Genomic DNA, 23051 nt, shown 5'->3' on the forward strand with positions numbered 1-23051 from the left:
TACCACTTCGGTGCGCCTCGGATCGTTCGGCGTGCAGCACTCATCCGGAGGAAGCCCATGTCCAAAGACCACTCTCCAGACAAAGCCCCGAGCGGCGCTGAAGACACCGATTCGCAGGACTTTGCCGGCGAAGCCGAAGGAAGCGCGCCTCCTGCGGGCCGCGGCCGCCTCAAGGTACCCGATACGGTCGAGCGCCTCTACCTGCGTATCGACGATCGCTACTTCTTCCCGGATCGCACCCTGGCCTTCATCGACGACGGCAACCGCATCCGCGTGCGAACCGAGAACCGCGCGGCGCTGCAAGGCGTCGTGGCGATTGCTCAGGCGCGCGGCTGGCGGGTGCTCAAGCTCAAGGGTACCGAGTCTTTCCGACAAAGCATGTGGCGCGAGGCCACACTGCACGGCATCGAGGTCCACGGTTACAAGCCGACTCCGGCTGAAATACTTCAGGTTCAACGTGCGCTGAAGGGTTTGCAACCCTCACAGGAGCCTGAACGCAAGCCGACGCCACAGGCGGTATCGGTGCCCGGCAGCAATGGCTCATCGAGACATCGCATCCAAGGCATGCTGATGGCGGCCGCCGCAGCGCCATACCGGTTCGATCCGAGCGCGCGCATGTCCTTCTACGTACAACTTCGCACCGAAGGCGGCGATCGCACCATCTGGGGCGCGGACCTCGAGCGCGCCCTTGTCGAGTCGGCTTCGCAGCCGCGCATCGGGGATCAGGTCGTGCTCACACAGCATGGTACCCATCCAGTCAATGTCCGCGTGGCGACCCACAACGAGCATGGCGAAATGGTCCGCGAAAAGAAGGTGGTCGCGCAACGCGCCCGATGGAGCATCGAAACGCCGGACCACCTTCGCGCGATCGAACGATCTGCCCAGCAGGTGCGCAGCGGAGAGCTGCAGGCCGACGCGATGCCGGCCGAGCACCCGGAACTGCGCGCGGCCGCGCAATGCCTCAGACTGGCCGAGCAGTACGCCCGGCGCCTGACCAGCGATCAGGGCAGACAGCAGCGGCTCATGGAGCTGATCCGTGAGCGGATGGCCGACGCGCTGGCACAGGGCCGATCCATCCACCTTCCGAGCCGACGGCCTGACCATGTGCCACAGCATGTCCGCCGGCGCACGGCACGGAATCGCGAGGAGCCGAGTCATGAACGCTTCTAGGCGTCTCCCGAGTGCGGCGTTGAAGCTCGCCGCCTTCGCCGCAGGCTTTGCATGTGTCTTCTTGCGTTTCGCGCTCGCGGAAGCCACGCCACCCACGTGCGCGCCTGTGCAGCCCCTCTCGTACATGGCGGCCTTCACGCCCAGCCTGGCATTGCCGCTCGTGCTGGTCGTCCGCACTGTACCGGCGCTCGCCGCGCAGTACAGCGCCGTGTGGCAAAAGCTGCGGGACGACGGCATCGATCAGCGCCCTGCGTATTGAGCCGCGCCATAGTCCGAGCCTACACGTCATGTCACGAAGCCAAACAGCATGCACTCGGGTTAAACAACCGGCGCCAACAACCTGCTGGACGGTCTCAGAAGGCTCGCTTGAAGCACTCAAGTGGGTGGGCCTGGTGCTCATGACGGGCGACCACATCAACAAGTACCTGCTGCATGAGGCAATCCCTGCGCTCTACGCTCTGGGGCGCATGGCAATGCCACTCTTCGGCTTCGTGCTCATGGTCCATCTGGCGCGCCCTAACGCTCTTGCAGCCGGTGTGCATCTGCGAGTCATGAAGCGTCTGGCGATCTTTGCACTGCTGGCCACACCTCCCTTCGTCCATCTGGTGGGCTGGTGGCCTTTGAACATCCTCGCCACGCTCCTGCTGGCGGTGCTGATCGCTTGGTTGCTCGGACAAGGTGGATGGTTTCGCCGCTGCACTGCGTTGATTGCCTTTGTCTTCGGTGGTGCGATGGTCGAATTCTGGTGGCCAGCGCTGCTCAGTTGCCTGGGCGCCTGGGCCTTCCTGCGCAAGCCTGGCCATCTGCAACTGCTGGGGTGGGTCCTGGCGACGGCCTCGCTCGCCATCATCAATGGCAACTTCGCTGCCTTGGCCGCGCTGCTCTTGATTTGGGGAGCGAGTCAGGTCGATATCCCAATGCCGCGCAGCCGCTGGATCTTCTACGCTTTCTACCCAACGCACCTCTCGCTGATTGCCAGCGTGCTGCAGCCGATGTGATCCACCTGAAGGGACTGCACGAAACAAAACCTACCGGCCCCGCGATTCCCGTCACCTGGCGACGGAACGCTCCGCAGTCCGGCCTTTTGCCTGCTCCTTCCAGCGCTCCGCAAGTTGTCGTGCATCGGTCTGAACGGTCGGCATGCGTGCGACGAATCGATCCACCTGCGCGGCGAGTTCGTCGTCTCCCTGTCTTCGCAGCAGATCGGCCGTTGCGCGCCAGTCTGCTTCCACCTCTCCTCGGGTGTGCTGCATCTTCTCCTGACCGGCATCGAGACCTTTCCCTCCTGATTGGAGAATCCGCAGCACGCTGCTCAGCTTGGTCTGCATGAAGGTCGATGTCTTCGGTGATGGGCACCTGGCCCGTTCGTCAGACGATAGTTGCCTCGATGCCTGCAGCGCCCGGAGCCGATGATGGATTGCATCCTTGTGCGGCTTTCGGATCTGCCCCCTCACCTGCCGTGGCGTCGCATTGGCAGCCACACCCTGCTCGCGCATCAAGGCAGCGAACTGTTCGCGCCATTGCCTCAGCGTGTCCTTGCGGATGTACAGGCGCTTGCCAGGCTCGAACTCATGCTCGCTCTTGACCACCAGGTGCACATGCGGATGCGGCTGGTCGGTGTGCAGCACCATGGCATAACGGTGCTGCAGCGCGAAGTTCTCGCGCGCGAACACACGCGCCGCGGCCAGCACCTTCTCTGGTGGTGTGCCTGCCGGCATCGACAGGACGATGTTGTAGGCCAGCTTGGCGCGGGTGTCCTTCTGGCCCGGAGTCGGCCTCGGCTTGTGCTGGCTCCTGCACAGGTCTAACTGCCAGTCCAGCGTGATCTCGCTGGCCGCGCCTCGCCCCTGCTGCCTCAGCCCCTCGTCCGTCTCGATCGACAGCTTGCCGTGCCGCCCGATGTAGTCCAGATGCGCCCGGACGCCGCCGGCGTCGCGGCCACCGCCAGAGACTTTCACCATCACCTCGGGCGTGCGACCCACCGTGCGCCGGATCTGTGCGAGCTCGTCTGCGCCGAAGCGCAGCTTGCCGCCGGGCCCTCGCCGTCCATGGCTCACGATGTCCAGCGCCATGTAGCGCTCGGCGCCGGTCGACGGTCCAACACGGCTTCGCGCCAGACGCAGGGTCTGCCTAGGCATGGACGGCCTCCCAGCTCACGAGGTTTCGGCGCACCACGGCGGCCGTCGCCTCGCGTGCAGCCTCCACCTCCCGCCGGACCATGGCGACCACGTCGCCCAGTTCCACGGCCACCGGCTGCGCACAAGTGTTCGGCATGCCGAACATTCGAAGCTGCCTTCCCAGCGCTGCCAGTTGAGCGCTGACGGCCTTGATCTGGTCCAGTTCGGTCGGCGGCATCACTGCCGAGCCATGGACATGGTTGTGAATCAGCATGACCAGGTAGCTGCCTGTTTTCATGCCACGGGCGCTCGCACGCTCCGCCGCCAATACGCGGTCTTCTAGGCGAAGTCGCAACGTGATGCGATCCGTCGCAACACCACGGACCGTTGCATCGGGCGAGCCGGGTTGTTCAGGGGCAATACGCGCCGTCGGACTGTGCGCCGTCAGCGCATCGTCGATCAGCCTGGAGAGGAAGCTTGATTCGCTGAGTTGATGATGTGAGGCCAGCGCGGCGAACCGCGCCTTCGCTTCGGGCGGCACCCGGGTCCCAATCACGCTCGATCGAGAGGGCTTGATCATCGCAACGCCTTGGCTGTTAACAATGTCTGACGGCAGTCTATCCTGCCCTCATAGCCGCACAAGGACTCCACTCCCCGTTCAATCTTCCTCTCCATGCTCTGCTCGCACGGTCCGTGGTTCAAAACAAGCCAGCGCACGGCTTCAGGATCAGCGGGATACCATCCGGTCAATTCGACGCGTCACACGCCCCTTCTTTTTCGGAACGGCCATGTCTGCCGGACTTGCGCTGGAGGTTTGGAACGACACGGAAAAAGATGCTCGCAAAGCGAGCAGGCAATACGGCAGTCGTCGTGATGGATGGCGATCACCTTGATCGCTGTCGCCGGCAGGTGCGCGCGCGTTCCAACTGAATGCCTGCCGCGGCTGCGACAGATATCCTGCATGACCCTCGCAATGTTCGGCATGCCGAACATGGCGGGAGGGGTTTCGCTGCTACGTACCGAGCCCTCTCCCGCGGGCCTCCTGCGACAAGGAGACAATGGGACGCCGGCTCGATGGAAAGATTCAGCCGTATTGGACCGATTCAAAGAACCCGAATGCCCTCCCCGTCCCCCGTCCTCATTGCCACAGCGGACCACCGTCTCGCCTTGCTGGGACAACGCATTCACGCGCGTCGCAAGGCGCTAAAGATCAACGCCAAGACAATCGCTGAGGCCGCAAAGATCTCACGCATGACACTGCTCAGGATCGAGCGCGGCGTGCCCTCGGTCACGATGGGGGCGTACATGAATGTGCTGGAGGCCTTGGGGCTTGCCATCGACCTGAACACACCGGCAGTGCCACCCCTATCCGTCGTGCCTCCGGAGCGGATCGGGATCGTCGAAGCGCACCTTGGCGACAACAAACGGGTGAGCTCGGACCGCCGCGGCGCGATGACCACTCATCCAGGCACCTCCAGATAGGGACGCATCACGCTCGCAACGCGGCAGATCTTGGCGTAGTGCCAGAGCTCGGCCACCGTGGCCTTCTGCTGCATGCGTGCAGTCCGCAGGGCTTCCAGCGCCACGTCCAGGCCGATCTTGTTGCGGTGCTTGAAGCAGTCCGCCACTGTCTTGGCCACGCCATAGACACGCAGCCGCACTTGCTCGCGCTCAACCACGTCGATGCCTGCCGAATAGGCGTCGCCGCAAGCCTGAATCATCCGGATCGGCGGATGCCCGATGCGCGGCGTATGGCTGCCGCGCGGCATAGCGATCCAGACCTGGCGCGGCGGCTGTGTCGTCAACTCATGGAATTGCAGTGCGCTGAGCAAACAAAGCACCGCCCGGGGAACTTGGGTCGCAACGGCACGCCAGGTCTCGCGCTCGAAACCACGGCGTTCGGGCAGGCCGTACAGGCCACGCCCCACCTTCTCCAGAAGACCTGCGTCGCTCAGACGCGCCAATGCGCTGCGGGGCACCGCAAGGGCGTCGAGATCCTTCGGTCGCAAGATTCCCTTGCAGGCCAATAAATCGAGAACGCGTTGGGTGTAAGCGTCCAGCCGGATGATCCGGGCAGCAGGGGCCATGTCACCGTCACCTGCAAGCGTTTGACGAAATCAAGGACATGAGACCGCGGCGTCGACGACGCACAGCGGCACATTCGCACCGGGGACCGGGCAACACGCACCCTCATCGAGGATCCACGCATGGCCCCAGCCGCCTGCCCACGCTCGTGCGGCCGGATTTGCATTCAACTGCGCGAGCGGAAGCCGCCAGTTTTTTTCCAAAGTGCTGATGTCCGTACTCCCGGTGCTTGGAAAGAAAGAGTTCGCGAGGCCCACGGTCTGCCCACGGGTCAATCGATGGACAGCTCGCAGGTGAATTCCATCACCGCTCCATCAAGAAACGAACCAGATGCCTCGGCGCCTGCGGTCCGTCGGAGGTCGCAAGCAAGAAGGAAAGGGCCGGAGCCGAAGCTCCGGCCCGCCGCGTCAGCGGCCGATGCGCGCGAGCGCCAGGCGCCACAGGCCCGTGTTCAGCCGCACGCTCTCGCGGATGGCCCCGATGCCCCGTGTACGCATTGCGCGACCGGTGGCCGTGCGGCCGTACACGCCGCCGCGCAGCGCGTGCTCCTGGACCGCATTGAAGGTCCGCCAGACATCGTCACCGATGTCGGCCAAACGCCGCCGTTCGAGCCACTGCGCGGGCTCCACCGGCGGCTCGCCCTGGCCCGGATAGCGCAGTGCCAGCGCCTCGCGCGCGAAGTCCAGCTGTTGAACGTCCGAGAGCGCGGTGGCACGCATCGCCTCGACCGCCTCGCCCACCCGTGCGAAGTCACCCGCGATCCGCTGCGCAGCCTCCACCACCTGCGCCAGCACGTTGCCGCGATGGCTCACGTGGACCAGCCCGAAGTCGCCGATCGCGGTGAGCAACCCGTTGGTGCACACGGGCCGGTAGAGCCCCGCGCGCAACTGGTAGGCGCTGCGCCCGTCGTGCGAGTTGATCAGCACGATCTCGCCGAACACGTCGTCCAGAGACAGCGACTGCACCCCAGGCTGGAAACGCAGCATGTGCAGTGCATGGCCCTCTCGATCCGCGTCGCCGCGGCGCGAGCGGGTCTGCACCGCCAGCGTCGGTACGAAGCCCGCCTCCCCGAGTGCGCGAACGATCTCGCGCGTGCTGATGAAGACGTACTTCGGCCCGGTACGGGCCGCAGCCTCCTCGGCGAACACCGCCGGTGCGCTCGCCGCGAGTTCCTGCGGCGACAGGGACTTCCTGGCCGCAAAGGCATAAGTCGTTGGAGAGGACGAGGACGAAAACGAAGACGAGGAAAAAACAGACGACGCGGAGAGAGGCACGGATGAAGTCATGAGGAGCTCCTTAGTGATGTGCAGGCGGGATTGCCTGCGTCGCCCTTGGCTCCCGCGGCAGTGCAGCACTCAGGGCCGCCGCAGGCGCGCGCAGGGCCTTGAAACGCGAGAACCGCGTGATACCTACCCCTGAGCGCACACAGCCAAGCCCTCTCCGCCTTCCCCTCCGCGCTCCCCCACTCGCTGCCTGGATCTCTCGCCGCGTCGATCTGGAACAGTGCAGTCACCATGAGCGCCCCGAAGCCACCCCACCAGCCCCGCCCCAGTTGTCCCTGGCGGCTCGACCAAGACGCACGCAGCATCCCGAACTTCAGCCTGGACAAGGCGGAAGCGCTCGCGGCCACCTGTCCGGACGCGCGCAACATGGGCCCCGGCCCCGATGCGGCCATGTTCGCCTGCCACCAGTCCAGGATCGGCGCCGAGGTGCACTGCGCCGGATGGCTGGCGACCGTGGGCCACCGGCACCCAGCCGTGCGCTTGAGTGTCCTGCGCGACCGGCTGGACCCCGGCCGCCTCGAGCCCGGCGCGGACTGGCCAGCCCTCCACGAGAACTACGGCCAGGTGCTCGAAAAGCTGCGCGCCACCGCTCCCGAGGACGTGCAAGACAGCGGTCTCGACGGCCGACTGCCGCGCACGGTCCGTCCATTGGTCAAAGACACTCCAGCAAGCAAGCCTCCGACGCGCGAGCCAGGACGTGAGGGCGCCTGAGCAGCACGACGCTTCAGCCTCCCTTACAGGAAGCGCCATGTTCGTCACTTTCAATCAGTTGACGAATTACTGGGGCGTGAAACCGTAGCGTCGTGGCGTTGTCGACGCGGGCTGAACCTGGTCCCACCGCGCACCGCGGGGGTACAGGAACCTGAACTGAGGGCGTCGCTGGAACTGGAGGCAAGTCGCCTCCAATTTCATCAAGTCCTCAGAAGGCGCTTCATCAAAAGCGTTGGGTAGTCTTGCCGATGTCCTGCAATGGCATAGACGAAAGTGTCGTCGCCGACGCGCCGGTAGACCAGCTTGTGGTGCGAGGTCAGGACATTCCGATACTCGGAAATGCCAACCGATGCGAGTTCCTGGACGGGGGGCCCGGTCAAGAGACCCTTCTCGACCAGCGCCAGTTTCTCGAAAATCTCGTCTTCGGCCTTGAGCCAGTCGGATTCGCTCCACTTGTCGAGCATGTACTCCTGAAGCGAGAGCAGATCCTCCTGGGCATCGGGAAGAACGACGATGGCCATTGCCTACTTGCGCCGTTGGCGTGCCGCGGCCAGTTGCGCACGGGACTCGGCCACGGAGATGCCCTTGCCCTGCACGCGCTCCTTTTCACCCAAGGCGATGAGCTTCAAGGCGGCGATCAGCGATTCCTTTTCCTGAAACTGCTTGACGCTTTCGATCACCATGCTGGCCTCGCCATTCTGGGTGATGAAGAAGGGTGTGCCGTTCATCTCCAGGTCCTCGGAAATCTGTGCCGCATGGCTTTTCAGGTAGGAGATGGATTTGATGTGGGAGATGGAAGACATGGCAATCCTCAAACGCCGATGGGTCTGAATTTAGTACCGAATTCAGTTGGCGTCAAGTAGCGGTGCCGGACATGCGCCAGCACCGCCCGAGGCCCCTTGCGCGCGGCGCACGAGACATGCGCACAGGTCGTGGCATGCCCCGGCTTGCAGCGGCCGGCCCCTCAGGCCTGGATGCGCCCCGCCATGCGGGCCTCCTTCGCATAGGCGCTCAATCGCCGGTCGGCGCGGAAATGCAGGTCCTGCTCGATGGGCAGCCCCAGCATGCCGCGCGGCCCGGCCAGCTCCGACAGGCGCACGCAGCCCAGCTCCGGAAAGCCCATCCCGAGGTCGCACAGGCCGAACGCGATGTCCGGCTCCCTGGGGTCGATCGCACCGAGCAGCCAGGTGGCGCCTGCATCGGGCGTGAACAGTTTGACCACTGGCAGCGGATCGAAATCCGCCTGCGCCCACGAGGGCATGCCATTGGCCAGCAGTTGCGCGAACTGCGCATCGGTGAGGAAGGAAAAACTCGAAGCAGTCATGGCGTTCTCCTTGAACGGTTGCGGGCGGGATGGCCCGGCACCGTCGCCGGCACGCCGCAGCGCAGCGGTCAGGGTTCGATAGACGGCCACAAGGCCGCCAGCGCGGCACGAAGAGGCGCGCGCAGACCTTGACGGCGAGAACGGTGTGCCACGATGAAGGCGCCAGCAGCAAGCCAGCCCCCTTGCTCCCCCTTCTGGCCGGTACGAGGCGAAGCGAGCCGTGCCTGAGACCTACAGAACAGACGCGAGGCCTGTCGCGCCGTCTTGGGTTCAATCCAGGCCATTTTTGCCATGGGATCTATCATCGTGCCATGACCACGATGAACATTTCGCTGCCTGACGCGCTCAAGTCCTTCGTGGACAAACAGGTCGAAAAGCGCGCATTCGGGGCCAGCAGCGAGTACGTGCGCGAGTTGATCCGCAAGGATCAGGAGCGTCTGCATCTTCGCGGCTTGCTGCTTGAGGGGGCCGTGTCAGCGCCCGGGAGGCCGGCTGACATGGCTTACTTCAAGTCGCTGCACGACCAGGTTCGTGCAGCCGGCAAGCCGAAGGTCAGCGCGCGCAAGTGACCGCCAGGGAGATCGTTCCCCGCGCAAGCCCACGAGGACGTGGACGCGATCGTTGAACACAACGCGAGCGAAGATGCCGAGCATGCCGCGCTGGGCTTCATCGACCAGGGGGAATGCCAAGGCATTCGTGCTGAAGAATGGCCAAAATGGCTAATCACCCTTACCCGAGTCCGATCATGCAGGTCAGTGCCACCGATGCCAAGAACCGCTTCGGCTACTACCTAGGTCAAGCCGAGCGCGAGCCCGTGCAGGTCATGAAGAACGACCGCGTCGCGGTTGTGATGGTATCCGCTGCCCGTTACGCCGAACTCGTGGCACTCGAACGGACGAAGACGCTCGACCAGCGCAAGCTCGAATTCAACGAAACCTATGCGGAGTGGATTGCCGCCCAGAACGGGCTTGTCGAGCGCGTGGGTGTCTTCGGCGAAGACTACCGCCCTTGGTGATTGCACGTTGGCCCAGTTCGATGTCTATGCCAACCCGTCCAAGACCCAGCGCGGCGAGATTCCCTGGATGGTGGACATCCAGAGCGAGATCCTCGACAAGCTCCCTACCTGCCTCGTGATGCCGTTGGCACTGCGTGCCAACATGCCGGCGGCGATGCCGCGGTCCCTCTGTCCCACCATCGGCTGGAATGGAGCGATGCTGGTGGCCTTGCCCCATCTGGCTGCACCCTTTCGTGTCAAGGATCTGGACTCTGTCCAAGGCAACCTGCGATCTCAGGCCAGCGACTTCGCGGCCGCGCTCGATGCAGTGATCAGCGGAATCTGAGTCGAGCTTCCAGCGCCCGCGCCTGAGCGAGGAACGCTGAAACGACCCGCGTCAACCACGGCCCTACTGGCCGGCATCGGGCCAGGCATTTCGAAGAAGGCATGCCGCGCGCCGCTCACCATTCGATTGCCAGTCGGGAGCTTTCGCAACAGCGAATCGGCCGTTTGCCCATTCAGCAGCAAATGCTCGACGAGGAAAACGTTGTGAAACAGCAGATCGTCGAACAGGTCGACCTCCGAAGTGCCCGGAGAGAGTTCCGCGAACTCAATGCACCTGGGCCTGCAGCGTTGCCAGCAAAGCACGCCGCGCACCATGTCCGCGCTCCGCAGGGCTCTGAGGGAATTGGGCATGCCCGTATTGGCAGAGTCTTTGGAGATTCAGGCGCTGCCCCTTTTGACGCGGGGAGGCACCGAGTGACGTCCTTTTGTGATGCGAGTCCAGCAGCCCGGCCGTCGACGTCGGCGCAAACCCAACACCCAGCAATGGGATCGGCAGCTTGTAGGGAGCGCCGAAGTTCAAGCCACGCGCAGCGCCGCCAGCCGCTCGTCCACTACCCCCGCACGGAGGGCGCCCGCGAAATCGTGTACCGCGCCCTCACCACGAGGTACAGCAGGACCACCATCATCTTCCTCCTCGACGTTCATCTGGCTGCCGCCGTCGGCGGACTCAATTGATGACACGCCCGCGTCCTATTCGATGTACTAACGGCCGATCCTCGATGAAATCCAAACCGTCTCCATCACACCGCCCCTGCAGTTTCCGAGACTGGAGCGTTAGTCCCGCACCATCTGTTGAAGATGGGAGGCACAATATTTTTGCAGTAAACGACCGTTTGACGGACGTAACGCATCGCCGTTAAAGTTTGCGCCGCCAGCACTTCAAAGCACGGGAGGGACTTTCGTGATTCAGCGGGGTGACATCATCTTTCGACAAGGGACGTTCCACCACACCATGTTGGTGACTGATCCCAAGAACTTCATCAGTTTGGAGAGCATTTTGTCGGGCGATGCATCTCAAGAAATTGAGGTCATTCATGCTGCTTCTAGAGATACGGCCGTCTTTCGAGAAATTATCGATATCGACAAGAGTGAAGCCAGTGGCAACTGGTTCACCGTCTATCGCCCCGCGCCCCATACCGTCGGACTATCAAACGGGGTGAATTTCGCCAAGCTTTGGGCTCACCTCAGAACCGCGACGCAAAAGCAGACAAGACAAGGGCCCATGACGACCTACAGCATCAAGAAAGACGGTGCCCGGGGCAAGCTGACCTCGTATTCCTACGGGCAGTCCGAGTCAGGCATCGACATAAGCCGCTATTACGGGGTTCAGAACGCCCTGCGATCAGACCTCAATCCGCCATTTGGATTCGATGCGCTATATCGAGCTTTCAAGTGGGCCTCCCGTCAGCGAGAGGGTTTCAGCAAGAATCGCGGGACCACCTGCTGCGCTTTCGTCACCGCATGCTTCCAAGCATCCTCGATTGATTTCCACATGGACGGCGACCATAGGAAAATTTCCGAAGGCCTCACGCTGCTCACCCATCTGCGTGGAGACAAGGTCCCCAGACCCGCCCGCTATGGGGCCTTTGTGGAAGTGGGAAGAGAGAAAAAGAAGGTAGCGCTCGCCACCTATCAAGCATCAAATCCAGGGGGATTTCACAAGGCATCCGGCGTGAACGACTACTGCAGATTTGTCACCAAGGAAGTACTGGGCAAAGAGATGACGATTGAAGAATTGTTTCCGCCCGCTCTTCGGGTCGACGCAAAATTCAACTACAGCAAGAATTTCGAGCGAATGGTAAAGGCACCTGACAGCGGTTTCGTCAAGGTCCTGTAGCGCCGGAATATGCAACTTCAGAACTGAAAAGCCCGCCAGCGCAGCAGCACCTGCCGCGCGACCATCTGCCGTCGCCGCCACCAGAAGCTGCGCGAACGGCACCGCGTCGCCGCGGGTGGCCATCCGCAATGGCACCCGGGCGCGCGCCGTGAGTCCGGGTGAGTGCGCTTCGAGGAAGACCTCGATCTGCCAGGCACCGGAACCATCGAATCCTGAAGCCGAATTCCGAGCCACTGCTTGGCCCGAATCCCCAAGCGCCAATGACGGCATTGGATGCAACGGTTGCCCGATGAACAGAAGCGCCTCGGCGCTCCTGGCTTTCTTTCTGTTGGTAAAGCCTTGCGACGGGGCGCCCGAATTCTCGGCAATGGCCCGCAGCACATCCCCCGCTCAGATCACCCGGGACAGCATGCGCACGATTCAAGGCCGGCTCGACGACGACATCCAGCAGCTCCGATCGAGGCGACCTGCAGAGGCCGCTCACGGCTTCGCACGCCGCGGGCCAACCCGGTGACCTGGCGGCCTGGGTGAGGAACTGGATCACCAGCCGGGCCACTTCGTCGATGAAGGTCGCCACCCTGTCGTGCGCGCGCAGCTGCGGTTGATGCAGCACGGCGCCGTGCGCAGCGGATCGGTCGCGTTCGTTCTCTCTTCCTACGGGCCGCCGCACGGCGGCAGCGCCGGCACCTCGCGCGCCAGGATGAAATCGACCGCCTGCCCCGCCGCCCGCATGGCCGTGAAGATCGCGCTGCGGTCATGGCGCAGCAGCGCCAGCCAGACAGCAAGAGAGCTCGCACGGCCCTCGACGGCCGCGCCCACGAGCCCGCAGTGTTCCTGCAGCAGGACCGTGCCCAGTTCGGCCACGAGGGCCTCGATCGCGAATGCGGCATCCCCCCAACGGCCACCGAATGCGCGGTGAAGCCGCCGCGGATGCCCCGTCCAGCACACCAGTGCATGCAGCAGCGTGGCGCCGTAGTGCTCCCGGCTCGCGAAGCGCTGCGGCATCGGCAACCGGATCTCGTCGGGCTCCGGCACATGCCCTACCCAGTCGAAACCATGCCGGATCGCTGCGTCGCAGCCCGCGACCAGGCGCAGCGCCCTTTCCATCGGATCGCGCCCGCCGAGCGGCAAGCCAGCGACGCCCCCGCGCGCGCGGCGAGGCAGTTGCGCAGCATCCCGTCGACCTGCGCGACATTGAAGAGCCAGAACGGGCTGCACCGAAGAAGAAGAAGAAGAAGAAGAAGAAGAAGAAGAAGAAGAAGAAAGCCGTTGCGCGATCCGGAGCCCGGGTCTCCATCGCCGCCACCACCGTCCCGCTCGAACTGCGCGCACAGCACGCCGCGCTCGCCCTTGCGCACCTGCGCACCCAGCGCCTTCGCCTGCCTGTAGGTCAGCCACAAGGAAACGCCGTAACCCCGCGCGATCGCCGCGTCCCACAGCAGCAGCGCGTTCACGCCTGCGTAGGACCGGCCGGAGCCCGCATTGCGCGGCATCCCGCGCGAGGCCCCCTCGATCCAGCGCTGGCGACACGCCTGCTCACCCTCGGCCAGCATGGCCATGATCCGGTCCGTGACCGCGCGCCGCACATCGATGCCTACGTCCATGCGACGGCCCATGCGCTGCGGCGCAGGCACACCTGCCGATTCACCTGCAGTGGAAGGGTCCTCGGGGGGGCACGGGGGGAACGCCCCGGGGTATCCGAGGTCCGAACGGCCGCCGGAGCGCGTGCAGCGCGGCGAGGCGGAGTGCCGAAAGACGGGGTGCGGGTCATGGCGAAGCCTCTCTGCGGCACCTGCCGCGGTGGTGGAAGGAACCTGCTGTCGGAGCCGCCTCGACGCAGACCCGGCAAGGGTCCAGCGAGCCGGTCCAGGGCCCGCCCGCGGGCCGCAGCCGAGCACCGCGAGGACCGGGCGAGGACCGGGGCCAGTGCACCGCCCCGCGGTTCGCGAAGCGGCGCACGAAGGACCTCAACGGATCCTCAGTCCTCCTCGGGTCCGACCATCGCCTGCAGCCGCTCGATCACGCCAGGCTCGACGAAGACGCACGGCACATCGGGCGCCAGCGCCACGTCGGCCACGCGCACAAGGACTTCGCGCTTCAGGTGCGCCAGCCGCCCCGTGCGCCAGGCCTGCTCGGGCCGCATGTGGTCCTGGTCCGCGGGCACGCCGCTGCGCTGCGGGTCGCATTCGATGAGCGCGACGAAGCCCTCCTCGAAGAGCCTGCGATGCTCGGCGCACAGGCCCCAGCCTGTCACGGTGTGGCGCTGCATGCTCTGGCGCAGGCGCCTGTCGAACAGGATGCCGCCGGTGTCGAAGCCCAGGCCGCATACGAGGCAGAGGTGCTGTTCCATTGAAACGTGTGATTTCTCGTCCATGACGATCTCCGGTTGTCCGGGCGGAATTGCCCGCCGCCGGGACCGCACGGCGCAGCGCAGCAGTCAGGGGTCGAAGACGGCCGCCAGGCCGCCAGCGCCGCGCCCAGCCGCTGCGCGCAGCCCTTGACGGCGAGAACGCCGTGCAACGCTGAAGGCACCAGCAAGACCGCCCCCACCCTCTTCTCCCCCTCTGCTCCCCCCGCTTTCTGGCTCCCCGGGATCCGGGCAGCACGCGCACCGCGCGACCCGCTCGGAACGGATCCCTTCAGGGGCACCGCGACAGGGACTTCCTGGCGACGAGGGCTTAGGTCGATGGAGAGGACGAGGACGAAGAGGAGGAGGAAGAAGAAAAAGCCGACGCAGCGGAGAGAGGCACGGATGAAGCCATGAGGAGCTCCTGAGTGACGCGCAGGCGGGATTGCCTGCGTCACCCCGGGCTCACGCGGCAGCGCAGCGCTCAGGGCCCGCCGCAGGCGCGCGGCACGCGCCGAGCACGAAGCGGCGCCCCCTTCCCGGTGTTCGGCATGCCGACCGGGAAGAACAAGCACGGCGCGCACGTACCCTTGCTTTGGCACATCGGCGCGCCGGTACTTCGATCCGCAGGCGGCGCGGCAACGCACCGTGGACCTCATGGCTGCCACTGGGCGCTCATCTGGCCCATCGTCATCCGCAACGGCGAAGACCCGGGCAAGGTTCTTCGCAAGCCGGGCCATCCAGCCGTATTCAACAATTCAAGAGAACCTTATTTTGAGCAAAATAAAGAGCACTTAAAGTCCCAGGAGACTCACATGGTCATCTCGGTGCGCGACATCGTCCCCTTCTCCACGGCTCGGACACATTTGTCCGATCTCGTGCTGGAAGTCCAGAACGGTGCGGAAAAGATCATCACCAAGAACGGTGAACCGGCGGTCGCCGTGATTGACATCAAGCGACTGGATCACTATCACCGGCTGGAACGCGCGCATGTCCACTTGCTCTTGTTGGAAGACGTGGACAAAGGCCTTGCCGACGTCAAGGCCGGCCGCACCATTGACGCCAGAGCGGGGCTCAGCGCCTTGATGAAGCGCAAGCGCAGGACGGCGACCGGCGGGCGCGACAAGGACTGACTGAAATGCGGGACGCCGAGGGCGATGAACCTCGAGCCAACGTCCGATACGCAGCGAGCTTCGCCCGGAATCTGGAAGCTATCGAGACGTACTGGTTGGAAAACGGCTTCATCGAAGGCTACGACCGTCTCTTGGTTGCATTGACCGAGACGGTGGTGCCCAACCTGGAGCGGCATCCGGGCATGGGACGCCTGTTCCTGGAAAGATCCGTCGACTCGGTGGAAGCCGAAAGAATCGGCAAACGCATCGTCTCCCAGTTGTCCGGGCTCGGGCGGGATGCGCGTATTCGCGAATACGCGATGGACGATCATCTGGTGCTCTATGTCCACCTGCGCACCAGGTCAGATCCGTCGGGCGCCGAGCAGCTGCTGGCCGTCAAACATCAGAAGCAGCTCGGGTTCGATCTGTTTGCGAGGAACAGATAGGCGCAGGCACCGCGCCGGATGCCGGTCAGAGGCCCATCCTTGCCGGTCGCCTGCCGCACGGCGTCAGGAAAAGGACACGCGTCGCATCACCGACGCCCGCAGGGTCCGCCGGCGTCTTTCTTGGGCCTTGTTGGCATACGACAGCACTCTAAAGTTGCCGGGGCCGTACGACCTGCCGGTGCTCGTTCGGCACGCCGCACGAACACCGAGAGGCAGGCAGAAGGAAAACAAGAAAAGCGCGTCGGACCGAGATCGCGGCTACACCGCGTCACGGCGCCGGATGGCCGGCGACCGTGGGCCACAGGCACCCGGCCGTGCGCTTGAGCGTCATGCGCGACCGGCTGGACCCCGGCCGGACTGGCCAGCCCTCCACGAGAACCACGGCCAGGTGCTCGGCATGGGTCAGCACGAAGACGTGCTCGCCATGCCTTCGGGACTCATGCCGGCAGGACCGCTTCCCTCCGCGTGAAGCTGCGTGCCCGCGCCCGCGCCCGTGCCTGGCAGGCAGCAGGGCAATGGGGTTGCCACTTTCATGCGGGGTATCCCTGGCTTGCCTGGCGGCTCAGCGAACGGGCACCGCCATGCTGCACCTGCTGTAGACGACCTTGCAGGAGGTATCGGCGCACAGCTCCAGCACGGTGCTTTCCGCTTCGCTCAACTTGCGTGCGCTCGCAACGCTGTAGTGCGTGTCGCTCTTCGCGAGCGCGACGCATCCGTTGGAATATGCGGAGACCAGCTCGCACTTCTTCGAGCCCAGGGAAAGGCAGTTCGCCATGGCGATTCTTTCCGCCTCGGGTCGGCTGGATTTGTCGCGCGACGCACCGATGTTGCCCGTGTACTGGGCGTCCAGGGCGACAGCTCCCCATCGCTCGATGTACGTGACGCTTCGCGGCCCTGACGAGGCCTGCGCCCCGGCTTGGCCGGAGCCAGGAAGAGGCCGGCACGAGGACGTGCCTGGCCCGCCTTCGGGAACCATGCCAGTTGGGCAACCGCCCTCTGCATGAGACTGAGTGCTCATCACCAGCACGCAGCAAAGCAATAGTACTTGCGCTCTCATCGACATCTACCTCGGGTCGGCTCTGCAGGTCAGCGAACGGCGATTGCCTTGCTGCAGTCGGTGAAAACGACTTTGCAGGAAGCTTCGTCGCACTGCTTCATCGCCGCGCCCTGAGCGTCGCTCGGTGTGGGCCGGCTCGCGATTCCAAAGTGAGCGGTGCTCTCTGCCAATGCCACACAACCGTTGGAATAAGTCGAGATCAGCTCGCACTTCCTGGAGCCCAGGGAGAGGCAGTTCTCCATGGCGATCCTTTCTGCTTCGGTGCGGCTGGACTTGTCATGCGAAGCGCCCACATTCGCCGTTGCGTGGGTGTCCATCGCAACGGCCCCCCATCGCTCGATGTACGTGACGCTCCGGGGCCCCGACAGGGCCTGCGCCCCCGGTTGGCCGGCGCCAGGAAGAGGCCGGCAGGAGGACGCGCCCGGGCCGCCTTCGGGAACCGTGCCGGCGGGGCAGCCGCCCTCCGCGTGAGCGAGCGGCTGGATGCCGAACAGGCAGACGAGCAGGGGCAGGAGGAATCTCATGGTGACCGGAGATCCCGATGCGGACCATGTGTCTCGCTCATGCAGTTTCCTGGCCATATTCAACCCTCCTCAGTAAGTCCTGCGCCAGACAAGAAAGATGTCCTTGCGGAAATTGCTGTCCTTGTTGCCGGGAATCTGCTCGTCCCGCGTCGGAATGAACATCGCCGTATAGACGCTGATGGTGCGGTCGTCCACCTCGAGGTAGATGTCCGGCGCGCCGGCGACAGGGCCTGCGTGGAAGTCGGTCATCTTTTCCCTGGGAACGGCATGCCAGACCAGCTCGTCCCGGAAGATCCGGCCGATGTCGACGCTCGCCTCGTGCGTCGCACCGTCCTTCGATGTCCAGCGCACCTCGGCCGGACCAGGAAAGTTGCGGATACCGAGTTCCGTCGATCCCCATGCATTGCCGTTGTCGTCTGCGGGCTTGGGCGGCGAGGCCTTGCCGTCGGGCTGCCGCACCTGCTGGTGGCCGTTGTAGACGACCGCACAGCCGATGCTGTCGTAGCACAGCGCCTGGAAGTTGTGGCGCTTGAAGCGCAGCGGGACCTGCCGGGTCAGCGCCGGCAGTTCGATCTCCTGCTCCCGATCGGCCGGTTGGGCATGACCCCATCCGGCCGGCTGAAGAAGCAGACAGAGCAGCAATGGCAACGCAGTGCGATGACGCATGACCGAGCCGTTCTCTATGGTTGCTTTGCGCGCTGGCAACCCATCTGCTTGATCAGCGCCGACGGATCGTCGGCATCGAAGAAGAATGCCGAATGGACCGGGCTGGAAGCAGGATCGGGCCAGGCCTGGAGCCTGCCGCGCGCGAACAGCTGGCGCCCTTCTCCGGGCCAGCTCAGGCGCACGAAGACGTCCCTGCTCCAGGGCGCCATGCCGCCTTCGTCCCACGCGCAGTGGTCGGCGAGCAGCGTGACGGTCACGCCGGGCTCGAGCTGCTGCCGCAGGATCTCAAGGAACTGCGTGGTCGGCTTCTGCCGGCTGGCTGGCGGGATCAAGACGCCAGCCGAGGTGATCCGGCCCTTCGCATCGCGCTTGATGGTCAGCACGGCCTGCACAGACGGCTTGCCGGGTGCGCCGGGCAGCTGGATCGTGCCTTCGGCTTCGGGGCCCGCATCCTTGCCGTTCGTCCACCGAATGCCGTGCTGCGGTGCGTAGGGGTTGTAGGAGGCCTGCCTGACGACATCGCCGAGCAGCAGTTTGAGCGGCGTGTCGCTGGCCGGCGCCGTCTGCAGCGATTGGGCGTATGCAGCGCTTGCGAGCAGCGAAACCGACATCGCGAGGGCGCGCAGACTGCCGCAGGCAATTCGTGAAGGGACCCGGCGCATGGGAGTTCTTTCCTTTTCCGGGTCAGGACGCCTTGCACTGCATGCCTGCGATCCGCAGCTGCGGCTTGCTTCGATAGAAAACGAAGTTCGTGACACCCGGCCCCTGGTTGCCGCCGTCTTCATCGACATAGGTTTCCGCGAACAGCGGCATGGCGATGCCGGGGATGCCCAGCTCGTAGAAGGCGTTCTTCTGCGTGTTCGGTGCGCTCGTGCCGTCGTCGAGCGCGCAACGGCCGGCAATGGGCTTGACCGCGGCATCGCTGCCGAACTGTCGCTGCAGGATGCCTTGCGTGTCGTCGCTGGGGTAGAACTTCTGCAGTGCGATCGACAGCACATCGCTCGCATTGCCGTGGAGCACCACGCCGACGTGGCCTTCGTTGTCCTTTCTGACGCCGGCCTGCGCACCGACCCTGCCATCGGGTACATCCACTTCGCCGAAGCCGGCGAGGAGCATGTCGCCGCCGCGATAGTGCGTGGCGTCGGGCGAGACGGTATCGGGGTTGTCCAGCGGCTTCGCGTCGCTCCAGCGGACGCCCGCCACACTGTCGAACGCTGCCCAGGGAGCAGCGGCCTGGCCACCGAGCACGCCCAGCAACCCCTGCAGGGATGATGCCTCGGCCCCGACCGTGACAGGGGTGGTGGCTGCGGGGGCCATGGTGGAATTGGCAGGCGGCGATGCAGGCGATGTTGCAGCGGGCTCGCATGCGCTCAGGCAGATCAGCAAGGCACCAGCCGATGCGGCACGCAGGCTGGTGCGAAGCACGCGCGCGGACAGGCATTGCATGTGAAGGGCTCCTCGGGTTCGATGAAGTCAGCGAAGGCGCTGCGCATTCAGCGGCACTTGACGTCGTAGTCCGAGACGGTTGGAAGGTCCTTCTCGCCCACGGTGGTCAGGGTCAGCCTGCCGGCCGGACCGGCATAGCCGAAGTCGCAGTAGGCGAGGCCGGTGCCAGCGCAGGACTCGGCCTCGGTGATGCCGCGCCTGACCAGCGCGGCCTGCCTGGGTTCAGGGCTGGCCCCGCCCCGCACAGGCTTCCAGCCCTTGTCGGCCAGCGCCTTGCGCGCCTTGTCGATCGGCATGCCGTAGACGTTCGGCACCTTGGCCTGCCCCTTGCAGACCGACTCTTCGTCGGCCAGCTTGCCCAGGCGCACCGTGCCGTCGGCCTCGACATGCAGATCGCCCACCGGCGAGCCGACGATGTCGCCGTCCCACACGCGCACGGCGCCGCCTTCGAGCGCGGTCAGGTTGCCGATGGCGGTGTCGTCTGCCGACTTGCCGTAGGCGAGCGCAACGAGCTTGTCGCCGTCGAACACGGCCACGTTGCCTTGGGTGATGTTGCAGGTGCCGCTGGTGCCGGCTTCCATCTGGCCGGCGAAGCTGACGGCGCGGTAGGCGCCCAGCGGCAGGTCCGCCATCACGGCCCAGCCCTGCGCGGCCACCAGCCGCGCCGCCGCCGACTTCGGCTGGATCACGCGCCACGGGCAGCCGTCGCGGTCGATGGCGCTGCCGCCCGCCTTGGGCAGGCTGGCGATCGCCTTCATGCGGATGTCCTTCAGGTCGGACGCCACGCGCGGTGCGGACGCATCCGTTGGTGCATTCGGTTGCGCAGCCGCCGGCAGCGAAAGTGCGAGGCTGAGCGTGAACGCAGCCCCCAACACGGCAGATGCATCCATGAGGTTCGGAAATGGGCGTGACAGCATGAGGAGAGCTTGGGAAGACGTTGGTTTCGAGGCGTGGCTGACGCAACGATTGTCGAAGCGTAGCGGGTATGGCGGCGTCCAGTTTCCACCTGATCTAGATGAAATTGCACCTTGGCCCCGAAAGTGCAGGACTAGGATGCGCGCTCGATGTCGCGACTCCGCGAAGATATCCGATGCATGCCTCGATGCCACCCAGGCTCACAGGATGCGATGTTCCTGGCGCAGCGTGCCTGCGTTGCAACGCCGATCGGCGATGATGCTTGGGTCATGAGAAGAGAGCTCGTTGCCATGAATGAGTCGGACGCCGTTCCTGTCTTCAGGTTTTCCACGGTCGACTACCCCGAGCGGGATCGATTTCACCTCTGGGTCAAGGACAACCTCTGCGACTGCAGGTTCGAGGATGACGGCTACGGCGCATTCGATGCGGAAGCCACCGGCGCGGCACTCGGCCCGCTGGTCATCTCGGGGAGACGCTGGCCCAAACGGCCGCGGCCTTTGACCTACGCGGTCCATCGCAACGCACGGCGCATCCGACTGGACGGCCAGGAATCCTTTCGCTTTACGTTGCTGCTCAGTGGGCAAGTGACCCGTCGATCGATGGGCCCGGATTCCATCAAGAAGTCCGGTGATCTGTTCTTCTACGATGTCGCGCAGATCAACGATTGCATGGTCGAAGCCGGGGACGTGATCAGCGTCGTCGTGCCCAGGCACCTGCTGCCCGGCTCTGCTGCACTTCTGCATGATCGAACGCTCGGAAGCGGCATCGGCCGGCTTCTGGGCGATCAGATACTGTCGCTGTTTCGCAATCTCTCCAGCCTGCAGCACAAGGACGTGCCCGGCGTCGTCCAGTCGACGTTGCTGCTCATGGCTGCCGCCGTTTCGCCAACGGTCGAGGCGATTCACGAGGCGAGCAGCCCCATCCGCAGGGGCCTGCTCGAGCGGATCCGGCATCACATCGATGCGCACCTGCTGGAGCCTGATCTGACGCCCGAGCGGATCTGCCGGGACGTCGGCGTGTCGCGGGCCAAGCTCTATCAACTGTTCGAGGAAGACGGCGGGATCATGCGGCAGATCCGGCGCAGGAGACTGCGTCATGCCTATCAGGTGCTCAGTGACCCGCAGCGTCAACATGTGCGAATTGCGGAGATCGCATGGAGCCATGGCTTCTTGGACGAGAAGTACTTCTATCGTCTTTTCAAGGCCGAGTTCGGTCATACGCCGAAGGAGACAATGGAGCGCCGCTCAGGCCCGGCGTTTCTGCCCTACGGTCAGGTCCCATTGAACGCGGGGAGCAGCCTTCCTGGATGGACGTTGCCATTCGGTGTGCTCAACAACTGATCGGGTGTTCAGCGTTCCGACCGGCTGATTCTGAAGCTGACGGCAGCGAAGAGATCACAAGACCATGAAAAGAGCACTCCTCATATTTTTCCTGGCCTCGCAGAGCGTGCTTTTCTTCGGTCCCCAGGCTCGCGCGCAGGTGGCTTGCCCTTCGGGTTGGATCCCCTATAGCGCGACGTCCTGCGGGCCCGCACCCAATTCGCAGCCATCCCCCAAGCCCAAAGACCATGGCGCCCCCCTCCAGTTAGGGTCTCGTTGGGGGGCGATCGCCACCGATGGAGTGAAGGGTGTGCTCGGGACTGCCACCGGGGAGCGCAGCGAGCAAGGTGCCGCAGGCAAGGCATTGGCGGATTGCCAGGCCAAGGGGGGAGCGCCCTGCAAGCTCCAGATTTCCTATGCCAATGGATGCGCAGCGATGATCGTCGGGGGTCGTGGATTCAGTACGGCCTACGCCGGCACCAAGGAAGAGGCCATACAGAGAGCCATGGCGGTCTGCCGCAGCGATGGCGATACCGAATGCCATGTGTACTACACCGATTGCAGCCTGCCGAGACGGGACTCCTGGCCGTAGGTCTCTGTCCAGAGACTGCCAGCGTCATGGCTTACGAAGAGTGGAAAAGATGCGACTCAAAATCCTTCTGGCTGGTTGCGTGGCTTGCATCAACACTGCCGGACACATTCAGAAGCCCCGTCCTCCAGGCTGGGTCGACGCAGAGATACCAAGCGACCGGTGCACCGAGCTGCACTGTGGCTGCACCGCATTCAGCTTGCCAAGGCAACCGAAGTAAAGATGTCCGCCCCCAAGGTACACAGACCTTTCCGGGGCGCATCACTTTCGGGCGTCACAGAGGAGTTGCACGATGACACTGACAGCCAGCATTGACGAGATCGCCCACAGCCTGGAGGGGTTGGATCCGCCCTGGCTACCTCGCTACGACCTGCGCGCCTATGCCGCCAAGGTGGACAACGAGTGCGGATACACCTCCGACATGATGGTCGGCATGGAAATACACACGAAGATGTTCGAGGAGATCGTGGCCTTCGTGCAGTTGTGCGGCGCGTTTGGTCAATTGCACCCCTCGGATGCGAGGCAGTATGCGTGTGCGCGTGATGACAGGGTGGAGATCGACGACGCGCTTGCCCGCAATGCCACCCGCGCCTGCCCGACCTACACAGGGTTGCTGGCGCTGCTGATCGAGCGGGGCATTCTTGTGCAGCGCGCGCAGAATCCGGCCTCCCCTCGGTAAGGCATGGCGCACCAGCCCGTGCGCTGCTGCATCCTGAAGGGCGCGCGGCTTCAACATTTCGCTTCCCACCGGCGATGGCCATCAC

At 64.5% G+C, this 23051-nt stretch carries 31 protein-coding genes; 14 read left to right on the plus strand and 17 right to left on the minus strand.

Features of this window, described 5'->3' with window-relative positions:
* The first annotated feature begins 57 nt into the window (after positions 1 to 57).
* The 3 genes from ABL840_RS21235 (at position 58) to ABL840_RS21245 (ending at position 2168) form a co-directional block, all read left to right on the plus strand.
* The gene (locus ABL840_RS21235; RefSeq protein WP_093307902.1) at positions 58 to 1170 is read left to right on the plus strand and encodes an LPD7 domain-containing protein; all 1113 of its coding nucleotides are present in this window, start codon (positions 58 to 60) and stop codon (positions 1168 to 1170) included.
* A gap of 19 nt (positions 1171 to 1189) precedes the next feature.
* Entirely contained in the window at positions 1190 to 1429 is a 240-nt protein-coding gene (locus ABL840_RS21240; RefSeq protein WP_093307904.1) for a hypothetical protein, read from the plus strand.
* A 139-nt stretch (positions 1430 to 1568) separates the two neighbouring features.
* The gene (locus tag ABL840_RS21245; RefSeq protein WP_418115968.1) at positions 1569 to 2168 is read left to right on the plus strand and encodes a TraX family protein; all 600 of its coding nucleotides are present in this window, start codon (positions 1569 to 1571) and stop codon (positions 2166 to 2168) included.
* A gap of 51 nt (positions 2169 to 2219) precedes the next feature.
* On the opposite strand, the gene ABL840_RS21250 is transcribed toward ABL840_RS21245, so the two are convergent.
* Entirely contained in the window at positions 2220 to 3308 is a 1089-nt protein-coding gene (locus ABL840_RS21250) for a relaxase/mobilization nuclease domain-containing protein (protein ID WP_418115969.1), read from the minus strand.
* Complete coding sequence (locus tag ABL840_RS21255) at positions 3301 to 3867, minus strand: hypothetical protein (protein WP_418115970.1); 567 nt, start codon at positions 3865 to 3867, stop codon at positions 3301 to 3303. Before ABL840_RS21255 ends, ABL840_RS21250 begins: the two co-directional genes overlap by 8 nt.
* Positions 3868 to 4403: 536 nt before the next feature.
* On the opposite strand from ABL840_RS21255, the gene ABL840_RS21260 reads away from it, so the two are divergent.
* The gene (locus ABL840_RS21260; RefSeq protein WP_093307907.1) at positions 4404 to 4769 is read left to right on the plus strand and encodes a helix-turn-helix domain-containing protein; all 366 of its coding nucleotides are present in this window, start codon (positions 4404 to 4406) and stop codon (positions 4767 to 4769) included.
* Here ABL840_RS21260 and ABL840_RS21265 read toward each other — a convergent pair.
* The gene (locus tag ABL840_RS21265) at positions 4748 to 5374 is read right to left on the minus strand and encodes a type IV toxin-antitoxin system AbiEi family antitoxin domain-containing protein (RefSeq protein WP_093307908.1); all 627 of its coding nucleotides are present in this window, start codon (positions 5372 to 5374) and stop codon (positions 4748 to 4750) included. The genes ABL840_RS21260 and ABL840_RS21265 overlap by 22 nt on opposite strands.
* Before the next feature lie 405 nt (positions 5375 to 5779).
* Positions 5780 to 6658, minus strand: a complete 879-nt coding sequence (locus tag ABL840_RS21270; protein WP_093307910.1) for a DUF932 domain-containing protein — start codon at positions 6656 to 6658, stop codon at positions 5780 to 5782.
* Between the two features lie 228 nt (positions 6659 to 6886).
* Between ABL840_RS21270 and ABL840_RS21275 the strand changes: the two genes are divergently transcribed.
* Positions 6887 to 7366, plus strand: a complete 480-nt coding sequence (locus ABL840_RS21275) for a DUF6283 family protein (protein ID WP_093307911.1) — start codon at positions 6887 to 6889, stop codon at positions 7364 to 7366.
* Positions 7367 to 7566: 200 nt separating this feature from the next.
* Here ABL840_RS21275 and ABL840_RS21280 read toward each other — a convergent pair whose 3' ends face one another.
* From ABL840_RS21280 to ABL840_RS21290, 3 genes are all read right to left on the minus strand, one after another.
* Positions 7567 to 7887, minus strand: coding sequence for a type II toxin-antitoxin system RelE/ParE family toxin (locus ABL840_RS21280; RefSeq protein ID WP_093307913.1), 321 nt, complete (start codon positions 7885 to 7887; stop codon positions 7567 to 7569).
* A gap of 3 nt (positions 7888 to 7890) precedes the next feature.
* Positions 7891 to 8169 carry a type II toxin-antitoxin system Phd/YefM family antitoxin gene (locus ABL840_RS21285; RefSeq protein ID WP_093307914.1) on the minus strand — a complete coding sequence of 93 codons (279 nt, stop codon included), beginning with the start codon at positions 8167 to 8169 and terminating at the stop codon, positions 7891 to 7893.
* Between the two features lie 161 nt (positions 8170 to 8330).
* Complete coding sequence (locus ABL840_RS21290) at positions 8331 to 8690, minus strand: DUF2958 domain-containing protein (RefSeq protein ID WP_093307916.1); 360 nt, start codon at positions 8688 to 8690, stop codon at positions 8331 to 8333.
* A 311-nt stretch (positions 8691 to 9001) separates the two neighbouring features.
* On the opposite strand from ABL840_RS21290, the gene ABL840_RS21295 reads away from it, so the two are divergent.
* The 3 genes from ABL840_RS21295 (at position 9002) to ABL840_RS21305 (ending at position 10030) form a co-directional block, all read left to right on the plus strand.
* Complete coding sequence (locus tag ABL840_RS21295; RefSeq protein WP_093307917.1) at positions 9002 to 9259, plus strand: ribbon-helix-helix domain-containing protein; 258 nt, start codon at positions 9002 to 9004, stop codon at positions 9257 to 9259.
* Positions 9260 to 9405: 146 nt separating this feature from the next.
* Positions 9406 to 9705 (plus strand): type II toxin-antitoxin system prevent-host-death family antitoxin, encoded by a 300-nt coding sequence (locus ABL840_RS21300; protein ID WP_418115971.1) that lies wholly within the window; start codon positions 9406 to 9408, stop codon positions 9703 to 9705.
* Positions 9706 to 9712: 7 nt separating this feature from the next.
* Positions 9713 to 10030: a CcdB family protein gene (locus ABL840_RS21305; protein ID WP_093307920.1), complete on the plus strand. Its 318-nt coding sequence runs from the start codon at positions 9713 to 9715 to the stop codon at positions 10028 to 10030.
* Here the strand turns inward: ABL840_RS21305 and ABL840_RS21310 are convergent.
* A complete protein-coding gene (locus ABL840_RS21310; protein ID WP_143043054.1) occupies positions 9979 to 10380 on the minus strand; it encodes a hypothetical protein in 402 nt (133 codons plus the stop codon). The two genes, ABL840_RS21305 and ABL840_RS21310, sit on opposite strands and share 52 nt — an antisense overlap.
* A gap of 601 nt (positions 10381 to 10981) precedes the next feature.
* On the opposite strand from ABL840_RS21310, the gene ABL840_RS21315 reads away from it, so the two are divergent.
* The gene (locus ABL840_RS21315; protein ID WP_143043055.1) at positions 10982 to 11866 is read left to right on the plus strand and encodes a hypothetical protein; all 885 of its coding nucleotides are present in this window, start codon (positions 10982 to 10984) and stop codon (positions 11864 to 11866) included.
* A 654-nt stretch (positions 11867 to 12520) separates the two neighbouring features.
* Here ABL840_RS21315 and ABL840_RS21320 read toward each other — a convergent pair.
* The 3 genes from ABL840_RS21320 to ABL840_RS21330 form a co-directional block, all read right to left on the minus strand.
* Positions 12521 to 12973, minus strand: a complete 453-nt coding sequence (locus tag ABL840_RS21320; protein ID WP_143043056.1) for a zincin-like metallopeptidase domain-containing protein — start codon at positions 12971 to 12973, stop codon at positions 12521 to 12523.
* Positions 12907 to 13470 (minus strand): ArdC family protein, encoded by a 564-nt coding sequence (locus ABL840_RS21325; RefSeq protein ID WP_093307933.1) that lies wholly within the window; start codon positions 13468 to 13470, stop codon positions 12907 to 12909. Before ABL840_RS21325 ends, ABL840_RS21320 begins: the two co-directional genes overlap by 67 nt.
* Positions 13471 to 13844: 374 nt before the next feature.
* Positions 13845 to 14240: an ATPase gene (locus tag ABL840_RS21330; RefSeq protein ID WP_418115972.1), complete on the minus strand. Its 396-nt coding sequence runs from the start codon at positions 14238 to 14240 to the stop codon at positions 13845 to 13847.
* A gap of 788 nt (positions 14241 to 15028) precedes the next feature.
* On the opposite strand from ABL840_RS21330, the gene ABL840_RS21335 reads away from it, so the two are divergent.
* Both ABL840_RS21335 and ABL840_RS21340 read left to right on the plus strand, forming a co-directional pair.
* On the plus strand, positions 15029 to 15346 hold the full coding sequence (locus ABL840_RS21335; RefSeq protein ID WP_093208675.1) for a type II toxin-antitoxin system Phd/YefM family antitoxin: 318 nt from the start codon (positions 15029 to 15031) through the stop codon (positions 15344 to 15346).
* Between the two features lie 5 nt (positions 15347 to 15351).
* Entirely contained in the window at positions 15352 to 15771 is a 420-nt protein-coding gene (locus ABL840_RS21340; RefSeq protein WP_093307967.1) for a type II toxin-antitoxin system RelE/ParE family toxin, read from the plus strand.
* 562 nt (positions 15772 to 16333) lie between these two features.
* On the opposite strand, the gene ABL840_RS21345 is transcribed toward ABL840_RS21340, so the two are convergent.
* From ABL840_RS21345 to ABL840_RS21370, 6 genes are all read right to left on the minus strand, one after another.
* A complete protein-coding gene (locus ABL840_RS21345) occupies positions 16334 to 16834 on the minus strand; it encodes a DUF4189 domain-containing protein (protein ID WP_093307969.1) in 501 nt (166 codons plus the stop codon).
* Between the two features lie 23 nt (positions 16835 to 16857).
* Positions 16858 to 17352 carry a DUF4189 domain-containing protein gene (locus tag ABL840_RS21350; RefSeq protein WP_176947689.1) on the minus strand — a complete coding sequence of 165 codons (495 nt, stop codon included), beginning with the start codon at positions 17350 to 17352 and terminating at the stop codon, positions 16858 to 16860.
* Positions 17353 to 17421: 69 nt separating this feature from the next.
* On the minus strand, positions 17422 to 18018 hold the full coding sequence (locus ABL840_RS21355) for a hypothetical protein (RefSeq protein ID WP_418115974.1): 597 nt from the start codon (positions 18016 to 18018) through the stop codon (positions 17422 to 17424).
* A gap of 14 nt (positions 18019 to 18032) precedes the next feature.
* Positions 18033 to 18680, minus strand: a complete 648-nt coding sequence (locus ABL840_RS21360) for a hypothetical protein (protein ID WP_143043060.1) — start codon at positions 18678 to 18680, stop codon at positions 18033 to 18035.
* A 22-nt stretch (positions 18681 to 18702) separates the two neighbouring features.
* On the minus strand, positions 18703 to 19464 hold the full coding sequence (locus tag ABL840_RS21365; RefSeq protein WP_093307973.1) for a hypothetical protein: 762 nt from the start codon (positions 19462 to 19464) through the stop codon (positions 18703 to 18705).
* A gap of 47 nt (positions 19465 to 19511) precedes the next feature.
* On the minus strand, positions 19512 to 20354 hold the full coding sequence (locus tag ABL840_RS21370) for a PASTA domain-containing protein (RefSeq protein ID WP_093307984.1): 843 nt from the start codon (positions 20352 to 20354) through the stop codon (positions 19512 to 19514).
* A gap of 315 nt (positions 20355 to 20669) precedes the next feature.
* Between ABL840_RS21370 and ABL840_RS21375 the strand changes: the two genes are divergently transcribed.
* From ABL840_RS21375 to ABL840_RS21385, 3 genes are all read left to right on the plus strand, one after another.
* On the plus strand, positions 20670 to 21719 hold the full coding sequence (locus ABL840_RS21375; RefSeq protein WP_093307986.1) for a helix-turn-helix domain-containing protein: 1050 nt from the start codon (positions 20670 to 20672) through the stop codon (positions 21717 to 21719).
* 64 nt (positions 21720 to 21783) lie between these two features.
* Positions 21784 to 22290: a DUF4189 domain-containing protein gene (locus ABL840_RS21380; RefSeq protein WP_093307975.1), complete on the plus strand. Its 507-nt coding sequence runs from the start codon at positions 21784 to 21786 to the stop codon at positions 22288 to 22290.
* A 289-nt stretch (positions 22291 to 22579) separates the two neighbouring features.
* On the plus strand, positions 22580 to 22966 hold the full coding sequence (locus ABL840_RS21385) for a hypothetical protein (protein ID WP_093307976.1): 387 nt from the start codon (positions 22580 to 22582) through the stop codon (positions 22964 to 22966).
* Positions 22967 to 23051 lie beyond the last annotated feature (85 nt).

This window comes from Variovorax sp. NFACC27, from assembly GCF_048301545.1.
GTDB classification, from domain to species: domain Bacteria; phylum Pseudomonadota; class Gammaproteobacteria; order Burkholderiales; family Burkholderiaceae_C; genus Variovorax; species Variovorax gossypii.

Coding starts and splice junctions, on each gene's coding strand:
- ABL840_RS21235 (WP_093307902.1), top strand. CDS start 58: ATGTCCAAAGACCACTCTCCAGACAAAGCCCCGAGCGGCGCTGAAGAC.
- ABL840_RS21245 (WP_418115968.1), top strand. CDS start 1,569: ATGACGGGCGACCACATCAACAAGTACCTGCTGCATGAGGCAATCCCT.
- ABL840_RS21250 (WP_418115969.1), bottom strand. CDS start 3,308: ATGCCTAGGCAGACCCTGCGTCTGGCGCGAAGCCGTGTTGGACCGTCG.
- ABL840_RS21255 (WP_418115970.1), bottom strand. CDS start 3,867: ATGATCAAGCCCTCTCGATCGAGCGTGATTGGGACCCGGGTGCCGCCC.
- ABL840_RS21260 (WP_093307907.1), top strand. CDS start 4,404: ATGCCCTCCCCGTCCCCCGTCCTCATTGCCACAGCGGACCACCGTCTC.
- ABL840_RS21265 (WP_093307908.1), bottom strand. CDS start 5,374: ATGGCCCCTGCTGCCCGGATCATCCGGCTGGACGCTTACACCCAACGC.
- ABL840_RS21270 (WP_093307910.1), bottom strand. CDS start 6,658: ATGACTTCATCCGTGCCTCTCTCCGCGTCGTCTGTTTTTTCCTCGTCT.
- ABL840_RS21275 (WP_093307911.1), top strand. CDS start 6,887: ATGAGCGCCCCGAAGCCACCCCACCAGCCCCGCCCCAGTTGTCCCTGG.
- ABL840_RS21280 (WP_093307913.1), bottom strand. CDS start 7,887: ATGGCCATCGTCGTTCTTCCCGATGCCCAGGAGGATCTGCTCTCGCTT.
- ABL840_RS21285 (WP_093307914.1), bottom strand. CDS start 8,169: ATGTCTTCCATCTCCCACATCAAATCCATCTCCTACCTGAAAAGCCAT.
- ABL840_RS21290 (WP_093307916.1), bottom strand. CDS start 8,690: ATGACTGCTTCGAGTTTTTCCTTCCTCACCGATGCGCAGTTCGCGCAA.
- ABL840_RS21295 (WP_093307917.1), top strand. CDS start 9,002: ATGACCACGATGAACATTTCGCTGCCTGACGCGCTCAAGTCCTTCGTG.
- ABL840_RS21300 (WP_418115971.1), top strand. CDS start 9,406: ATGGCTAATCACCCTTACCCGAGTCCGATCATGCAGGTCAGTGCCACC.
- ABL840_RS21310 (WP_143043054.1), bottom strand. CDS start 10,380: ATGCCCAATTCCCTCAGAGCCCTGCGGAGCGCGGACATGGTGCGCGGC.
- ABL840_RS21315 (WP_143043055.1), top strand. CDS start 10,982: ATGTTGGTGACTGATCCCAAGAACTTCATCAGTTTGGAGAGCATTTTG.
- ABL840_RS21320 (WP_143043056.1), bottom strand. CDS start 12,973: ATGGAAAGGGCGCTGCGCCTGGTCGCGGGCTGCGACGCAGCGATCCGG.
- ABL840_RS21325 (WP_093307933.1), bottom strand. CDS start 13,470: ATGGACGTAGGCATCGATGTGCGGCGCGCGGTCACGGACCGGATCATG.
- ABL840_RS21330 (WP_418115972.1), bottom strand. CDS start 14,240: ATGGACGAGAAATCACACGTTTCAATGGAACAGCACCTCTGCCTCGTA.
- ABL840_RS21335 (WP_093208675.1), top strand. CDS start 15,029: ATGGTCATCTCGGTGCGCGACATCGTCCCCTTCTCCACGGCTCGGACA.
- ABL840_RS21340 (WP_093307967.1), top strand. CDS start 15,352: ATGCGGGACGCCGAGGGCGATGAACCTCGAGCCAACGTCCGATACGCA.
- ABL840_RS21345 (WP_093307969.1), bottom strand. CDS start 16,834: ATGTCGATGAGAGCGCAAGTACTATTGCTTTGCTGCGTGCTGGTGATG.
- ABL840_RS21350 (WP_176947689.1), bottom strand. CDS start 17,352: ATGAGATTCCTCCTGCCCCTGCTCGTCTGCCTGTTCGGCATCCAGCCG.
- ABL840_RS21355 (WP_418115974.1), bottom strand. CDS start 18,018: ATGCGTCATCGCACTGCGTTGCCATTGCTGCTCTGTCTGCTTCTTCAG.
- ABL840_RS21360 (WP_143043060.1), bottom strand. CDS start 18,680: ATGCGCCGGGTCCCTTCACGAATTGCCTGCGGCAGTCTGCGCGCCCTC.
- ABL840_RS21365 (WP_093307973.1), bottom strand. CDS start 19,464: ATGCAATGCCTGTCCGCGCGCGTGCTTCGCACCAGCCTGCGTGCCGCA.
- ABL840_RS21370 (WP_093307984.1), bottom strand. CDS start 20,354: ATGGATGCATCTGCCGTGTTGGGGGCTGCGTTCACGCTCAGCCTCGCA.
- ABL840_RS21375 (WP_093307986.1), top strand. CDS start 20,670: ATGAATGAGTCGGACGCCGTTCCTGTCTTCAGGTTTTCCACGGTCGAC.
- ABL840_RS21380 (WP_093307975.1), top strand. CDS start 21,784: ATGAAAAGAGCACTCCTCATATTTTTCCTGGCCTCGCAGAGCGTGCTT.
- ABL840_RS21385 (WP_093307976.1), top strand. CDS start 22,580: ATGACACTGACAGCCAGCATTGACGAGATCGCCCACAGCCTGGAGGGG.